Source organism: Parabacteroides sp. KHUB-03 (genome assembly GCF_056640975.1).
This window is the reverse complement of the sequence record NZ_CM153257.1, coordinates 3178749-3195282: the sequence shown is the minus strand read 5'-3', so window position 1 is coordinate 3195282 and position 16534 is coordinate 3178749. Positions and strand designations below refer to the sequence as shown.

General features: G+C 39.0%; 13 protein-coding genes. 10 read left to right on the top strand and 3 right to left on the bottom strand.

All coding sequences use genetic code 11. The features are described from left to right. The first annotated feature begins 163 nt into the window (after window positions 1–163). The 10 genes from ACYIB7_RS13785 to ACYIB7_RS13740 all read left to right on the top strand — a co-directional run bounded on the left by ACYIB7_RS13785 (window position 164) and on the right by ACYIB7_RS13740 (window position 12948). Complete coding sequence (locus ACYIB7_RS13785) at window positions 164–1345, top strand: fimbrial protein (RefSeq protein WP_480337466.1); 1182 nt, start codon at window positions 164–166, stop codon at window positions 1343–1345. Window positions 1346–1574: 229 nt separating this feature from the next. Continuing rightward, window positions 1575–2930, top strand: coding sequence for a fimbrial protein (locus ACYIB7_RS13780; RefSeq protein ID WP_480337464.1), 1356 nt, complete (start codon window positions 1575–1577; stop codon window positions 2928–2930). 33 nt (window positions 2931–2963) lie between these two features. Next, window positions 2964–3926, top strand: a complete 963-nt coding sequence (locus ACYIB7_RS13775) for a FimB/Mfa2 family fimbrial subunit (protein WP_103982765.1) — start codon at window positions 2964–2966, stop codon at window positions 3924–3926. Between the two features lie 32 nt (window positions 3927–3958). Continuing rightward, window positions 3959–5062 (top strand): fimbrial protein, encoded by a 1104-nt coding sequence (locus tag ACYIB7_RS13770; protein ID WP_103982764.1) that lies wholly within the window; start codon window positions 3959–3961, stop codon window positions 5060–5062. 47 nt (window positions 5063–5109) lie between these two features. Continuing rightward, entirely contained in the window at window positions 5110–6372 is a 1263-nt protein-coding gene (locus ACYIB7_RS13765) for a fimbrial protein (protein WP_480337462.1), read from the top strand. Between the two features lie 260 nt (window positions 6373–6632). After that, a complete protein-coding gene (locus tag ACYIB7_RS13760; protein ID WP_480337460.1) occupies window positions 6633–7643 on the top strand; it encodes a hypothetical protein in 1011 nt (336 codons plus the stop codon). A gap of 18 nt (window positions 7644–7661) precedes the next feature. Further along, a complete protein-coding gene (locus ACYIB7_RS13755) occupies window positions 7662–10412 on the top strand; it encodes a fimbrial protein (RefSeq protein WP_480337459.1) in 2751 nt (916 codons plus the stop codon). A gap of 69 nt (window positions 10413–10481) precedes the next feature. Continuing rightward, window positions 10482–11039: a DUF3575 domain-containing protein gene (locus ACYIB7_RS13750; RefSeq protein ID WP_103982760.1), complete on the top strand. Its 558-nt coding sequence runs from the start codon at window positions 10482–10484 to the stop codon at window positions 11037–11039. A 7-nt stretch (window positions 11040–11046) separates the two neighbouring features. Continuing rightward, window positions 11047–12519 carry a DUF3868 domain-containing protein gene (locus tag ACYIB7_RS13745; RefSeq protein ID WP_103982759.1) on the top strand — a complete coding sequence of 491 codons (1473 nt, stop codon included), beginning with the start codon at window positions 11047–11049 and terminating at the stop codon, window positions 12517–12519. An 84-nt stretch (window positions 12520–12603) separates the two neighbouring features. Continuing rightward, window positions 12604–12948 (top strand): hypothetical protein, encoded by a 345-nt coding sequence (locus tag ACYIB7_RS13740; RefSeq protein WP_103982758.1) that lies wholly within the window; start codon window positions 12604–12606, stop codon window positions 12946–12948. Between the two features lie 95 nt (window positions 12949–13043). On the opposite strand, the gene ACYIB7_RS13735 is transcribed toward ACYIB7_RS13740, so the two are convergent. Genes ACYIB7_RS13735 through ACYIB7_RS13725 form a run of 3 tightly spaced genes read right to left on the bottom strand, consistent with a single transcriptional unit; the run spans window position 13044 to window position 16523 of the window. Then, on the bottom strand, window positions 13044–13679 hold the full coding sequence (locus ACYIB7_RS13735) for a thiamine diphosphokinase (RefSeq protein ID WP_103982757.1): 636 nt from the start codon (window positions 13677–13679) through the stop codon (window positions 13044–13046). Continuing rightward, window positions 13663–14295 (bottom strand): nicotinamide riboside transporter PnuC, encoded by a 633-nt coding sequence (gene pnuC / locus ACYIB7_RS13730; RefSeq protein WP_103982756.1) that lies wholly within the window; start codon window positions 14293–14295, stop codon window positions 13663–13665. The genes ACYIB7_RS13735 and pnuC overlap by 17 nt, the downstream gene beginning before the upstream one ends. 8 nt (window positions 14296–14303) lie before the next feature. Next, complete coding sequence (locus tag ACYIB7_RS13725; RefSeq protein ID WP_480337457.1) at window positions 14304–16523, bottom strand: TonB-dependent receptor; 2220 nt, start codon at window positions 16521–16523, stop codon at window positions 14304–14306. Between the last annotated feature and the right edge of the window lie 11 nt (window positions 16524–16534).

Below are 16534 nucleotides of genomic sequence, written 5' to 3'. Positions count from 1 at the left end.
GTTTTTTGAGGGGAATATACATTTGCATCGTAAAACTTAAACAACGAACCTGTATAGGGTATACAAAGTTCCGCTAAGGTTCTAAAAGCTGCAGTTATTATTGTACGTAATAATATAGTAAAGGAAAATAAAAATAATATTCACAAAATTAATAATTAAAATTATGAAAATGAGAAATTTGCTTTATGCATCTGTCATTGCATGTATTCTCGCTTCTTGTTCTAAGGAAGACGATGTTATTGGTGTAAATCCGACTCCGGATAAAGGGAATGCTTCTTTGGTAATTGGGATTAGTTCGAGTACTCAAACAAGAGCTATTGCCGAGACCAGTACAGAAGATCAAATCAACTCGTTAGTTGTTGCCGTTTTTAATACAGACGGAAGTCTTGTTGCTGTTAAGGATACAACAGCCAGTAACGGTGCAATCAGACGTACTCCTACTGTTAATAGTTTGATTTCCGGTAATACCTATAAAGTGTTGGCTATTGCAAACAAACGAGCTGCTGATTTCAATGGAAAATCAACAATCGGAGAGTTTCAGACGGTAACTCAGAACCTTGTAGACGGTAGTGATGTTGTTGAAGTTGCAACCGGTGCAGGTTTGACTATGAGTAGCGAAGTTATAACAACCGGCTCTTTAATTACAGGTCCAAACTTGTATGCGGCAAGCTCAATTGGAGGTTATAATAAAGTAGGTTCCGTTGATATTACTTTGTATCGTAATGTAGCGAAGGTGGTAGTAAATACAATTTCATTAAAAATGAAAGATCCTGTTGCATATAAAAATGCTACATTTACATTGGATAGTGTTTATTTGAAAAATGCTCCGAAACAAACTTTATTGATTGGTGCAGGAACGGAGGCTAAAGGTTCTACCTATTATACAACAACCGGATTTTATTCAGGTTCTAAAGGGGATGCAGATCCGTTGGCTTACTATGCTCAACCTTATACTTCAAGCAATGTAATTACGGACATACAGTCTCAAGGCTCTGCTTTTGCTGTGGCAGATTCATTCTATGTATATGCAAATCAGAATACAAATAATAAGACTTGGTTGATTGTTAAAGGTACTGTTAAGTATACAACTGCAAATGGTGTTGAGAAGACTTTAGCTAACAGATGCTATACGATTATTGTGAATGAGACGGGTACATTTTCTTCAGGTTCCGATTCAAGCAAAGGAACTGGTAAAATTGATCGCAATATGCGTTATCAGATCGATTTGACATTATCAGGCACAGGTAGCAACACTCCTGACCCGGATCCGGTAGCAGCTACACTTGATTGCTTCGTAAAAGTAGCTCCTTATGGAATAATCGAACAAACTGCCGAATTTGAATAAGGTAGTATATTAATATAGTGAGAGATCCCCCGGATAGTAAAATTTCCGGGGGATCTTTTTTTGTGGTAAAGCATTGCAAACATTGCATTATGCAGGCAATCCTATCAATCGGAAAAAGTTGATGGATTTACCTATTAATATAGAGAGAGCCACCTATCTGCAACCTCTTGTGGGCATCTTATCTTTGTATCGTAAAAATGAAGTAGATAACATGTATAAAATATATCAAATGAAACTGAATATTTTTCTATTATTCTTATCAATTTGCGGACTGTTTTCCTCTTGTTCGGGCGATGATAAAATACAGGAAGAAGTTAAACATATTCCGGATGCAACACTATCGATAGCCGTAAAGGATGAATCTGCTCAAACAAGAGCTTTCCAAACCCGGGCCGAGATTGATCCGGGATCAAGCTTGGGAGATATTGTTGATGTGAAAAATACAGAGGGATATATAAATTCATTGACAGTTGCAGTGTTTAATGATGGAGCTTATCCGGATATGGTTTCCGGTGAACTGATTGTTTTGAAGCACTCTTTGGATGTGACCTCAGAAAAAGGAGGTGTAACAAGTTTAGGACAGATTCCTGTAAAATCAGGTAAAGTGAAATTGTTGGTATTTGCAAATGTGCCAGTATTAAAATTTGAAGGCCTGAAAACGTTGGATGCTTTTATGGGTGATACTCTCCATTTGGATCGGGAGCTGAATGGAAATATTGTAATGACGAGCGGAGTGATCAGTACTACTCTCCTTGCTGATGTGGAAAATAAAATCGGGGTTGATGGTGATAAAAATGCAGGTATTCCTTTATACCGTGCATTAGCCCGGGTACAATTGTCTAATCTTCGGTTTGAACCTAAAGATGAATATAGCGAAAATGCAACATTAATGCCTTTGTCCCTTTTTCTGGCGAATGTGAAGAATTCGTCTTATATGGAAGCTGAAAATGCGTGTGGAGCTTTGGAAATTAAAACAGAAACAGACAAGAATCAAATCCCTTTGCAGTTTTGGTGTGGTAACCCGGCAGTAAAAGATGAAACCGGAAATATGAAGAAGTTTGCGAATAGTGTGAATGAAAGTCTGCTATGGTATGATTTTATAAATAGCGATCAGACATATAAAGATTTTTTACCGAATGTAGATCTTTGTTTCCGAAATAGATATTTTGCGTTTTTGCCAATCAATGAAGTTCTGGACCCAAGCAAAAAAGATGGCGGTCATATTTCTGTGGGTGGAGGATTTCCGCTTGGACGTATGTTTTATGTTTATGAAAATCAAGATGAAGAAATGCCTACACTTATGGTTGTGAAGGCCAGGCTTTCTTATAAAGATAAAAAGATAGGTATGCAGGTTTCAAATGACTACTACTATACTTTGATTGTGAACAAAACCGGTAAAGTTGAAAACTACTCGGATATAGAACATTCATATATAAAACGAAATAAGTTTTATACAATCAATATGATAATTCGTGGACCAGGCTCGGATAAGCCATTCGATTTGCTGCAAGATGCTTATGCAAGTGTTGCCGTTAAGGTTAGCAATTGGAAAATTGTAGATATGAGTGGTACGGAGGTAGACTAAAGTAATATAAATATAGAAGGAAAATAAATTATTATGAAATATATTTCAGTTATAAACAGGCGGTTGCTTTTTGCATTTTGTATATCGATATTACTGGCCGGTTGTAGTATTTATGATGATCTTGATCCGTGCCCGGGCTATAAATTGACATTGAAGGTTGTCAATGCGGAAGGGGATGACATTACGGAGGCTGTTCCGGGGGACGTGCCTAATGCCTCTCTGTTCATTTTCGATGAAAAAGGCAATTATTTGGAAACGCGCACACTTGACCAGGACTTTATTGCCGGACGCCGGGAGATTGTTCTGAACGGTTATTCTGCCGATGCAAAATTGACGGTTGTTGCTTGGGGAAATATAGATGATGCCGATAAGACAACTGTTACGAAAAGTTTAAAGACTGCCGTTGATCTGAAAGTGACAATAAACCGTACGACAGATCCCGAAGATGCATCTAAAACCGATATGGCAACTTCGGCAGACGACCTTTATTTTGGTTCGCTGGAAGTGATTCGTGCTTCGGTAGGAGATGGTATTACTGTAAATGATACAATTGTGGTCAGACCGCGTACGGGAGAGATTCATATTGAGACAGAAGGTTTGCAATATGCTATTAATGCCCGTACCTTGAAAGCAGATGATCCGATGTGTAATTTCTATTTGAATCGTACCCTGGATTCATATAATTATAAAGGAGAGACTATTGGTGATAGTGTCTATTATAATCCTGCGGGAGATTGGGGTACGAGTACGATTGGTAAAGAATGGTACACGCCTAAAAACCATCGTCTTTGTCCCGGTGAAAAAATGGATGTGACATTGAATCTTAACAAGCAGTTGCTTGGACGTAAAGAGTCTGATCAGATAGATGATCCGATTACTGTCGAACCCGGACAGTTAAAATACGTACTGATTCAGTTTGGTGAAGACGGATTGATTTCCGGTGTTAAAGTTAGTGTACGTCCCTGGGGTGTGGTGAAGGAAGAACATGAGCTCTGATCCTGTTAAATAAATTCGAAAATTATCACGATATGAAATTGAAAAATATAATACTGATATTCTTTGTTTTGCAAGCTTTCGCTTCTTGTTCTAAAAATGACGAAACAGAAATACCGCAAGCAGGAAAAACAGGGCGTATATCGGTCAAAGTAGAAGCGATAGGAGGTTTAGCTACGCGGGCTGCTGATAAGAATGAACTGCCGGGTGAAGCTGCAATTAATAATTTGACTGCTATCATATTTAATGAAAATGGTACTCAAGTGTTAGGCTCTAAGTGGCAGTCTACAGTTGGGGCCGATGGAACTGCTGAAATCACTGATGTTGAGATGCAGACCGGTAATGTACAGATTGCCATTGTTGCAAATGTTCCTCAAGGTTCCTTTGAGGATGTAAATAACTATACTGCATTTGAAAACAAAATAGTAGAATTGTCATCGCAATTGCAAAATAACCTGACAATGAGTAGCCGGCTGATTTCTGTTATACTATCGAATACGGATGATAATTATATTGGGTATGGTACTTCGCAGGCTAATGTCGGCGGCTTGAACGATCCGATCCTGTTGACGCGTGTTGCAGCCCGTATAGATGTGGCGAGTATCCGTACTAATTTCTCCGGTTCGATACTGTCCGGGCGTACGGTTAGGGTGAATAATATTTGGTTGTCAAAAGTAAAAACAGCTTCCCGTTACTTCAGTGCTGCAGATTGGGGAATGGTTGAGATACCTGGTTATTTGTCAGACGAAGTTGCCCGGAATACTCTAAATAGGACAGTAAATGCAGAAACACCTATAACCGATACTTCTTATTATGCTTATGTAATGGAAAACGGAGCAAGTGAAAATGCTACTCAGTTGGTGATAGATGCAACATTGCAGGCCTCAGGCGGTTATCTGTCTGAAAGAAAACAATTTTTCGTTACAATTAATGAGAATGGCAAGGATAGAGGATATAATCATAATTATATAAAGAGAAATTATGTTTACCAGATAGGCATTACATTTGGTAAAAATAGTTTTGACGGCGATCAATATCCTACACCTCCAATACCTTCAACTCCGGTGGATATCACGCTCGACTGTGTCGTATCTATTGCAAATTGGGGGAATATTCGCCAGGAGGCTTCTTATGAATAATTCAATATAAGGGTAAAAAAGAATACAAACATTTTAATCAATAATTTATGAAACTACGATATTTATTTTTCTCGCTTATGGCATTAATTGCTTTTGGCGCTTGCTCTAACGAAGACGATATTATTGATAATAATATACCGAAGGAACCGGTGGATGCATATATATCGTTTGTTGCAAAATCGAATACCCAGACAAGATCCATAACGGATGACAAGGGTGAACAAAATTTGAACAATGAAACGAAAATAACTCGTCTGACAGCCCTTATATTTGACGCTGCTACCAGAAAACGTGTAGCTTATCAAGATGAGACGAACCAGAATGGTATATCCGAGATCAAAGATATACTTATAAAAGTTACCCCGGTAGATGAAAAAGGAGGTGCTACAAATGATAAATTCTATGCTGTATTGGTTGCGAATGCCACAGATAATGTTGCTTCTATCTATAGTATGGACGACTTTAATACGGTTGTTGTTACAAAAAGTTGCGACCAATACCAGATAGGAGACGTTTTGCCTATGGCAAGCGATACAATCCAATTCACAGGCGTGCGTCCTACAGTGAAAAAGACAGAAAATGGAACGACGCAGACTACTAGAAATGAAAACTGGATTAAATCGTCTACATCCGCTTTCGTTTATACGGAAACAACTCAGCAGGCTGCAGGAACAATAGCTTTAAATCGTTTAGTTGCCCGTATTCAGGTAGATAAAATAACCGTAAGTTTTCAAGAAGAAACATATAAGAATGCGGAGTTTAAATTAACAGGACTGTGGTTGGCAAATGCCCGTAGCGTTTCGTCTATAAATTCTATAAACAACCCAAGCTATGTTTATTATAAAGGATATGAATCTGCCATGTTTGACAAACTTAAACCTGGAGACCGGGCCGGTTGGATACAACCCGGCTCTGAAGTGGTTCCTGCTTTGTATAAGAAATATACTACCGGTTATACAAAAGGACTGGTTGGTGATTGGACAGATAATTCTGCTATTGATAAATTTTTCAGATATACGTTTGCTAATCCTGAGAAAGGAGATAATGTAAATGTATGTGAAACAGCATTGGTTATCTCCGGATTTTTTAAAAATGCAGGAATAGAAGAAGAAAGACATTTCCGCGTTCTCCTGAAAGACAATGATGAGCCAATAAAAGTAAAGCCTAATCATGTGTATCGGATAGAAGTTATTATTACGGGTGAAGGTTCCAGAGATGAGGATAATATAGAAATGAATGCTTATGTAAGTGCAACGGTTGTTGCCTATCCATGGCAAATTGTAGATCAGGCAGAGAATGATGCAAATTGATAATAAAAATTTCTCCCCGATCATTTTATAAAATCATCCCGATGTTTTTGAAAAAACATCGGGATGATTTGTTTTATATATACAGGCCGTACCTAATCTTAAAAACGGTGTTTCTATCGTATCTAAAGGGTGTGCCTATCAATCTGCCGGTATGCTATTTTTACCTATTAATCTTGAAAGTTTCGCCTATAGCCATGCCTATATAATAGCTCTACTTTTGTGACAGAAAAGAAAATGAAATGCATATAAATAATAGGGTTATGAAACTAAAAACAATATTTACTATCTTTTTTATGGCTGTTATCCTGTTTGCTTGTACATCCGAGGATGATGTATTAAACGATATGGATAAAACTGAAACTCCAGGGATAGTAACCGGCGATAAAATGGCTTATGTATCTTTTAATATAGGAGGAGTGCAAGCAAGAGCAGCCCAGGCAGAAATAACAATTAATTCTGTTGTCTACTTTCTATTGGAAGGTAATAATATTATTGGATGGGCAGATAATGATAGTAAGGTTCTTACCAAAGTAAGAAAAAACTTGACTGTACTTGCCATAGCAAATGCTTCTCAGGCAACAACCGCTGCATTGAAAGAACAGTCCACTTTAAGTGGTTTGAGAAGCGTTGAACTAAGCAAGGAAGACTTGGATGCTATGATTAAAGTAAATGGAGAGCCTCAAGCTGTTGAATTTACTGTAGAAGGTGTATCCAGTACTCCGGATAAATATCAAGGTGGTGAATATCCTACAGAGGAGGTAACAATTAAGGTCGACCAGGTTACTTCGTGCGTGGAATTCAGTTCTTTTGAAGCCGTTTATGCGGAAGGCGTTTCTGATGAATTTAAGACACGTGTGAAAAAAGTAGAATTGAAAAGTTGCAGGCTATTGCATGCAAATCAGAGCGGGTATTTGAAAAACATTGCAACTTACAAAGCTTTAGAATATAACCTTTCTATTATTGATAATAAGATTGCTGCAATTGATGGAGGGAATGTCTTGCCAGATAAGGCGTTCCTCACATTTGCAAATAAAGAAACCGGTTTAAATGCAACGGCTTTGGAAATAACTTATAAGATAGATGGTAAAGAGGAAAAAACTTCGACATTCAAAATCAAGCAAGATGGAATAATGGAGCCTTATGGTGTTGTAGCCGGTAAGAAATATGGTTTGCAAGTGAAAGTGACGGTAAGCGATAAAGCAGAGATGAACATAAATTGGAAAGTCAGTAGCTGGCGGCCTTCTGTCAATACAAATATAGAATTTAATTAATAAGAAAAATATTGGTTTATGAAACAATATATATACATAGTACTATTGATTATCGGAGGATATTTTATTGTTTCCTGTAATGAGGATGCTCTGGTGGAAAAGGGCGAGACGTATGAAGAAGGGATTCCTGTTACGTTAAGTTTATCGTTCATGCCGAATACGCCGGAGGTGATAACACGTGCAACGGGGGAAAATCAGGATCAATATGCTGATCGTGTATCTGATATTACGGTATTTGCCTTTAATACTTCAGGCGATCGCATCGGATATCAATCTTTTAGTCTGGATGCTACAGGTGAAGGTGTATTAACAGGATTTAAAACCTTGTCCGGTACAAATTATATTTATGCTGTAGCCAATTTGGAATCTGCAAATTATACCAAATTAGCTGCGAAATTAAAAGACTGTATTACAAAGGAACAGTTTCTGTCGGCTACAGCCGATTTATCACAGCAGGCTATCGACTTGATTGATGGTAAGTTCTTGATGGCCGGTATTTATGATGATTCTGTCGCTTCAGAAGGAAACACCATGGGGAGCGTATCGATTTCTTCGACAGCAAAAACACTCGCCGGTAAGATTTGGTTACATCGTGTAGTAGCCTCTGTTTCTTTTCAAATAGTATCGAAGATTCCTGGTAATGGTTCCTTTACGCCTCAGACATGGCAGGTTGCAGAAATACCGGACAAGTGCTATTTGTTTGAACGTGAAGAGGACTTTAATGGAGATATTTCTTATTTTTCTGCTCAGGAATATCCTTTTGCTGTGGGACAGAAAGGTTTCACGTTTTATATGATGGAAAACCGCAAGACTTTGTCTGAATCTATTTCGTATAAAGAGCGGTATAGTAAAAAGCCGGAGAATGCCACTTATATTATCTTGAAAGGATATTATAAAGGGCCTGCTGATAAATATCAAGATTTTGATCCGGGCAAAAAGCCTTCTACTTCACAAGTTGAGGGAGACGTTACTTATTATATTCCTCTTGGCGAAGCTAGCTATGGCGGTTCTTCTGCTTCAAATTTAGAGGATTACAAAACAATACGTAATACCCGGTATACATATAATGTTAAAGTGAAGGGAATTAATGATATTGTATTGGAAGTTGTTAAGAAGGAACCGACATCGGTAGCGGATGGTAATTTTATTTATACGGAGGCTACTCAGCCGATTCAATTGTGTGATGCTCATTATGAAGCAAGGGTACTGACTTTTACAAAAGCAGATATAATAGGAACTGATGCAAAATGGAAACCTACATACAAAGTTAAGACTCCGGTAAATGATTTTCAGGTGTTAGGGCCGGACGATAATTCTGCAGACTTGGATGATAACTGGATACATTTTGTAGTAAATAATGATAATGATACCCAAAAAGCTAATTATCCGGGAGACGGATCTTCCTCTTTACTTACTATTAAACAATTAGTTGAAAAATTGAAGAATGAAGATTCATATACAAATAATAAACTTGTTGTCACTGCATTTGTTGATGAATATTATTATGATAATTTGAATTGGTGGGAATTTGCGAATAAACCGAATCGTGAGATGTTGATTCTTTGTAAAACAAAGTTTTATTCTGATAGTGTTAATAGTAGTTCGCTTACGGATGCAGCCTATGTTATTTCACAACGTTCTATTCAAACTTATTATTCGACAGATGGTACTTCTGAATATGCAATTGGAATAGAGTGGGTGAATGAGACGGATATGTTTGAAAAATCTGCTGTTAGTAACAATGGTAACGGAAAATATTCTTATGGAAATCCTTATGGTTGGGGGCAAACAACGGATGGGCGTGCTAATATGATAAGGGAATTGACTGTATTATCTCATTCGGAAGTTCGGTGGCCCAACTGGAACAGTGTTCCTTATTTATCAGGAAATTTGAGTAATTATACAAAGGCATATAATGCATGTATGTCTCGTAACAGAAATATGGGAAATATTTCCGATCAGGTTAAGGAAAATGAAATAAAGTGGTTTTTACCATCTTTGTCTCAATACCAGGATTTCGTTATGGGACAAGATGCGTATGACCCGGCGGCTATCCTTTTTCCGGCTAATAGTGAGAATACACTACATTATTATGCAAATAGCAAAGGTGCCGAAGCGGAAAATTTCAGAAATATATTATGGGCGGAAGAAGGCATTTCTACGAGTGACTATGCTGAATATGAGAAACGGCATCGGCATTCTGTCCGTTGTGCACGTTATTTAGGCCGGATTGATAAACCGGACGATAGTAAAATTCAAATTTGGTCTAAGAGTAAAAAGATTTATAATGGAGAAAATTATGATAAGTTGGAATTGAGATATATGGATAAGAAGGCACTTCGCAGTTCTTCTGATGGTGGTAATCAATTGGCTATGCACACTGAACTTTCTGAAAACACAAAGCCATACAAATCCTTTTTGATTTATAATGAAAATAAGACAGGTGGAAAATGGAGTGATGTAAACGGAGTATCACCTAATTATATACCAAAAACAGAAGAACAAGGAGGGTGTCCGAAAGGTTGGCGTATTCCGAATCAGCGGGAACTTACTTTGTTAGTGAGAGCGCTGGATATATCAAAGGGAACAAGCGGGAATTATATGAATTATGTAGCCCGTACAAAATTCTCCGGTAAAAATAATTCAGGTAAAGATTATTTAGGACATACATGCGAAGGCTTCTTCTTTAGCGAAGGTGGTTTAGGAATTACCCGTACTACCGATACAAGATATGGATTTGTGCGTTGTGTTCGTGATTGTGTTGAATAACGTACGCAATGCTTTAAATAACCTTGTTGTAGTTTTGGTTTTAATCTGGAAAATATAAACAAAAGATATATGAAAAAAGTCCTTTTCCTCTTTCTCCTTCTAGTTGGTATGTCGAGCGCATACGGACAGAAGTTTGCAGTGAAATCGAACTTGCTCTATGACGCTACGGCTACTATAAATTTGGGAGCGGAAATAGGGCTGGGTAAAAAATGGTCTCTTGACATATCCGGCAACTATAATGGCTGGATGATGGGTGACCAGGCCAGGTGGAAGCATTGGATGGTGCAACCTGAAGCACGTTACTGGTTATGTGAGAAATTCAATGGCCATTTCTTTGGTTTACATGCACATTATGCAGATTATAATGTGGGTGGATTTAGCCTTTTGGGTGATCGTCTGAAAAACCGCCGTTATCAGGGATATTTGTATGGTGCAGGTTTGACTTATGGTTATCAATGGGTTTTGAGTAATAGATGGAGCATTGAAGCTGCTTTGGGTCTTGGTTGGGCGCACATGAAAGATAATGAATATCCTTGTGCTACCTGCGGAAATAAGTTGCCTGCTGAAACACGTGATTATTTTGGTGTGACAAAAGCGGCTGTTTCTATTATTTACTTTATTAAATAACGAAGCGATGAAAAAGATAAATATATGTATGCTGGTAATCTTGCTGGCTTTGGGTTCACCGCTGGCTATGGCTCAGACGGTTGGTTCGCCGGTGAAGGTTGTTTGTAACGATTTGGTGGAAAAAGGTGGACGGCTTTATATCGATGCGGTTATTATGATTCCTGCAGATGTGGTAAAGTCTAGGAATTCGCTGACATTAACTCCTGTTCTTGAAAGTTCTACGCAAAAGAATGGTTTACCTTCTGTTTTGATTAATGGCAAAAACCGCCAGAAGGTATATAACCGTGAAATTGCTTTGCATAATTTACAAGATGAACCTCGTTATACGGTGTTGAAGGTTTCTGATGGAATGCAGCAGGTTAATTATAAATTGGATATACCCTTTGAACCTTGGATGAAAAATGCCAAACTGGTTTTGGACCAGGATTTGTGTGGTTGTGGTAAAGAAACACCGGGTACTCCGTTGTTGGTTGCCGATAAAGTTCGTATGCGTCCTGATGAGCGTTATCAGGTGGCTACTACGCTGGTTTATATTTCACCGGTGGCAGAAACTGAAAAACATCGGGCAGAAGTGGGTACAGCTTACTTGGAGTTTGTTGTAAACAAATACCAGATTTTGCCGGACTTTCGTAATAATGCTACAGAATTGTCTAAAATCGATAATTCAATCGGTGTGATTGTGAACGATAAAAATGTAAAATTGAGAGATATTGTCCTTAAAGGATATGCTTCACCGGAAGGTTCTTATAAATCGAATACGGTATTGGCAGAAAATCGTGTAAAAGCTTTGGCCGAATATGTCCGTAAAAAGCATGATTTCCCAAAAGGGATAATCCTGACAGAAAATGGTTCTGAGGATTGGGGCGGTTTCCGTGAAAAGGTACTGGCGGATCAGTCTGTTCCTTCACGGGATAAAGTGCTGGCTATTATCGAAAGCAATATCGATCCTGATAAAAAAGATGCGCAATTGATGGCACTTGATGGTGGCGTTCCTTATCGCTATGTCTTGCAGAATATTTATCCTTCACTTCGTCGCTCGGATTATAAAGTGGATTATACGGTTCGTTTCTTTACTGTGGAAGAAGGACGTGAAGTGATTAAAACGAATCCGAAGCAATTAAGCCTGAGTGAAATGTTTGCAGTGGCTAATAGCTATGAAACCGGTAGTAAAGAGTATAATGAAGTATTTGATATAGCTGTATGTATTTATCCGAATGATCCGGTAGCCAATCTGAATGCTGCAAATATTGCTTTGACAAAAGGAGATTTCGATGTTGCACAAGGCTATTTGAAAAAAGCCGCTAATTCGCCGGAAGCCATTCATTCACGTGGTGTTTTGAACCTGATGCAAGGTAATTTGGATGAGGCCGAAATCCTGTTGAAGCAGGCAAAAGCCGCCGGTGTGAAAGAAGCGGATGCTAATTTGATAGAATTGCAGAAAAAACGGGATGATAATGTACTATTTGATAGTTTTAACTAGAAAATTGATGTAATTACCTACTTTAACTGGCAGACAAAGAAAATATATTTGTAGTACTAATATGCATGTAAAAAATTGTGGGATATGGAAAGCTCGACTACAGTAGAGCGGGTTCTGACATCTGAAATTGATAATTCCGATGGGGTCTATTTGTATCTTGAGGACAATGAATGGTGTGCTTATGAACGTTCTGCTTATTACTTGGCATCATTGGATGTGCCGGTTAAGCTAAAAAGGGAAGTCGTTCGTGACGGATACGATGTCGTATTATTAAAGGCTATGTTGCCGGCGGATAATATGTATTTGCTTTTATCGCCTAATACTGTTTTGAAGCTGGTTGCAGACGACCGGTTGTTGTTTCGGATGAATAAAGTAATCGAAGGATTTTCCGAATGGAAGGAATCTCAGCTGGTAAGATTACCTGCATGAGATAAGGGTTCGTGAGAATCTTATATACTAAGTTGTAAAATTGAGGGTGTATTTGCTCCGGAAGTTGATCTGTTGAAGACGCTTCCGGAGCTTTTTTATTTTCCGGATGCGCAAAAAACAATTATGCGTGCTGTTTCTGTCAAAGTGATGGTGAACGTATCACCTAAAGCTTCGTTTAGTGTTCCTTGCCACCAGGCGGTAAGTTTACGATTATGGATAGGCCAGCGTAATCCTTCCGTACTTATTTCTCCGCAAGGGTACATTGAGAAGATTGATATTTGTTGTCCGGGCCGGCTTGTTAAAGTTGCTGTTTTCGTTAAAGGAATAAATAGGCCGTAATCGGAAAGCATTTCTATCCTGTCGAATAATGGAGCGTGTTCCAGTAATAGAGAAATATTACCGAGTGTATGATCTTCACGTAAACCGGTAGCTCCCAAAATCAGTATATGTTTATATCCGGCTTCATGTGCATAGAAAACAGATTTGGTAAGATCGTTTATTTCCTGGTTTTCTACAATATGGATGCGGTCGGCATATAGTTCTCTCAGAGAAAGAGGAATACTATCCATATCCCCTATAATGGCTGTGGGAGCCAGGCCTCTGTCATAAAGTGCCTGTACAGCACCGTCGCAGGCAATAATGATCGGAGTCTGGTGTAATAATTCCAAAGGACGGGCTGTCGTTGGAAAACTACCGTTTGCTACAATTATGCAATCATAAGGTACTGTCATCTGTTTTTATTCCTTTCTTTTTCCACGTATGCCATCCGGCAATGGCCAGCAAGGCGTAACAAATATAGAGAAACATTGTGGGATATAATCCGCGTATATAAAAAAGATAAACGGAAACGAAATTTACCACGATCCAGAATATCCAATGTTCAATAATGCGTCGTGCCAACATCCAGGTAGCTACGATACCGACTGCAGTGGTGAAGGCATCACCTATCGGGATCGGAGAATCTGTAAAATTATTCAATACATACCAGATCATAATAAAAATGGTTAATAGAGCGATACCGACTCCCACAGCAAGCTTAGGTGTCAGATGACGGTATATTATTCTTTCGGAAGAATTTTTATTTTCTTCCGGAAGAAATTTGTTTTTCTTCCGGGTCCATTGCCAGAAGCCGTAAATACTTATGCCGACATAATACATGTTAAGTCCCATATCAGCATATATTTTTGAGAAGAAAAATACGAACACATAAACCAGCGACGTGAGAAATCCTACCACCCACATGGCCCGGTGTTGTTTTATCTCAAGAATAAGATAAAGCAAACCGGTGATAACGCCGAAATACTCTAAAAAGTTGACAGATGATAGTTGGCAAATGATAGTTGGCATATTATTAATTAGAATTTTAAAGTAAGACGTGCCATGGCATTGATACCGGCTTGTGTGAAATAAGCGGCGGAATCGATGCGTTTGCCATCTACGATAGACGAATATACGTTTCCGTTTGTTTCGTATTCGGTATTAAATAGATTATTGACGGTTACATCCACCCCGATTTCTTTTAAGAACTTGGGCTTTATGATGTAACCAACACGTAAACTGTTGATAAAATAAGGATCGATGGAGCGGGATTTGCTGGATGTATTATCCAAATGCTGACGGCTTACATATTGCGAATTAAAACCGGCAGAAAAGTTTTTCCAGTTAAAATTGAACATACTGTTTGCTATTACATTTGGAGAAAAAGCAATATCTGTAGAACCAAATTGAAATTGAACTTCTTCTTGCCCGGGCACAGGGTCCCAGTTGCTGTCCAGATTACTTACCGTTTCGATGAAGTTTTTTATCTTATTCCGGCTCCAGGTAACGTTCCCGCTCCATAATAACCATTTGGTGATGGTTATGCCGGCCGTCAGTTCAATTCCCATACGGTAGCTTTCTTTTATATTGGATGTGAGAGCTTCTCCTATTTCGCTGATTTTTCCGGTCAGAATAAGCTGGTTGTTGTAATCCATAAAATAGAAATTGGCACCCAGGTGGAATCGTGGATGTGTGAAGCTGTATCCGGCTTCGTAGTCGAACAATCTTTCGGGAACAGGGCGTTCATTAATACCTGCTTCGGTGAAGTTGTCGCGGTTGGGTTCGCGATGGGCAACAGAGAAAGAGGCAAATGCATTATGGAATCCTTTGTTGAAATTGAATCCGACTTTGGGGTTGAAAAAGTTCCAATGACGATTGACATAAAGATTGTCTCCGGCTTTATCATCGTTCCCTTTAATTGTATAATCTATGCCTCGGTATTGCAGGTCTGCATATCCGTTAAAATAGTCGGTGAAGAGATAATTTACTTTTGCATATGCATTGTAATCTGTTTTATCTCCGGTGTTGCGATAGTATTCGTAATCCGGTTTCGGAAGGCTGTTAACTTGTTTTGCCCATATAACACGGCCAAAATGATTTCCTGCATATTTATTGGCGGCAGCACCCAACGTTATTTGCATGCTTTTGCTGCGATAATTAGCATTGTATACAGCACCGTAGAAATCGTTATCTAACCATTTGCGGCGGACAAGGTCGGTTTTCTTAACCTCTTTACCGGACGGGTCAATATAATTGGGAAGTTTGTATTTTTCATATTTGGCTTCGGCTTTATAATCTTCGTAATAGCCGCTACCATCTGTGTAATGGAGAGTGAGTGCCATATTCCAGAAATCGTTAAGACGTTGGCTTGCCATTAGTTGATAATTGTGCTGCCAATAATTGTCTGTTTGGTTATCGTAGAATTTGGTTACGCCGTCTTCTTCATATGCGCCGCATGAATTATAAGTCCGGTCTGTTTTCAGCTTGTCTGCCGGTACACCGTTCCATGCCTGGTATGTTTTTTCGTTGTTGCCGAAGGTCTGAAATTTGATTAATGTATTGGAAGCATAAAAAGCTGCCGATACATAATAAGAACTCATCCGGGCGAAAGCGCGGTCTATGTAGCCATCGCTACGGATATTTGAATATCGGGCATCAAAAGCAAAATGGTCGTATAATAGCCCGGTTCCGCCTTTTACCGTATTTTTTACAGTACCGAAAGAACCGGCTGAAATAGAATATTCGGCGTATGGTTGTAAGGCCGGCTTTTGCGTCTGCATGGCAACCGTAGCTCCAAAAGAAGCAGCTCCGTTTGTAGATGTACCTGCTCCGCGTTGGATTTGAATACTTTCTACGGAAGAAGCGATGTCTGCCATGTTTGCCCAAAACAAGGTGTGCGATTCGGGGTCATTCATGGGAACCCCGTTTACTGTAATGTTGATACGGTTTGCATCTGTTCCCCGGATACGGAAACCGGAGTAACCAATGCCTGTTCCAGCATCGGAAGTCATAATAACAGACGGAGATTGGGAGATAAGATACGGAATACCTTGTCCGTCGTTTTTACTGTTAAGCTCTTTTCCGGAAATATCCGTGTAAGCAACGGGGGTTCCTTTTACAGCTTTGGTAGCGGTGATCACAACTTCATCCAATGATATGTCTTTGGCGATTTTCAGGGAGTCTGCCGTTTCATGGGATTTGCCCTGTACATTAGGAATGACCAGTGAAGCGGCCATTACGATTAAAACACTTTTCATCCTTTTGCCTT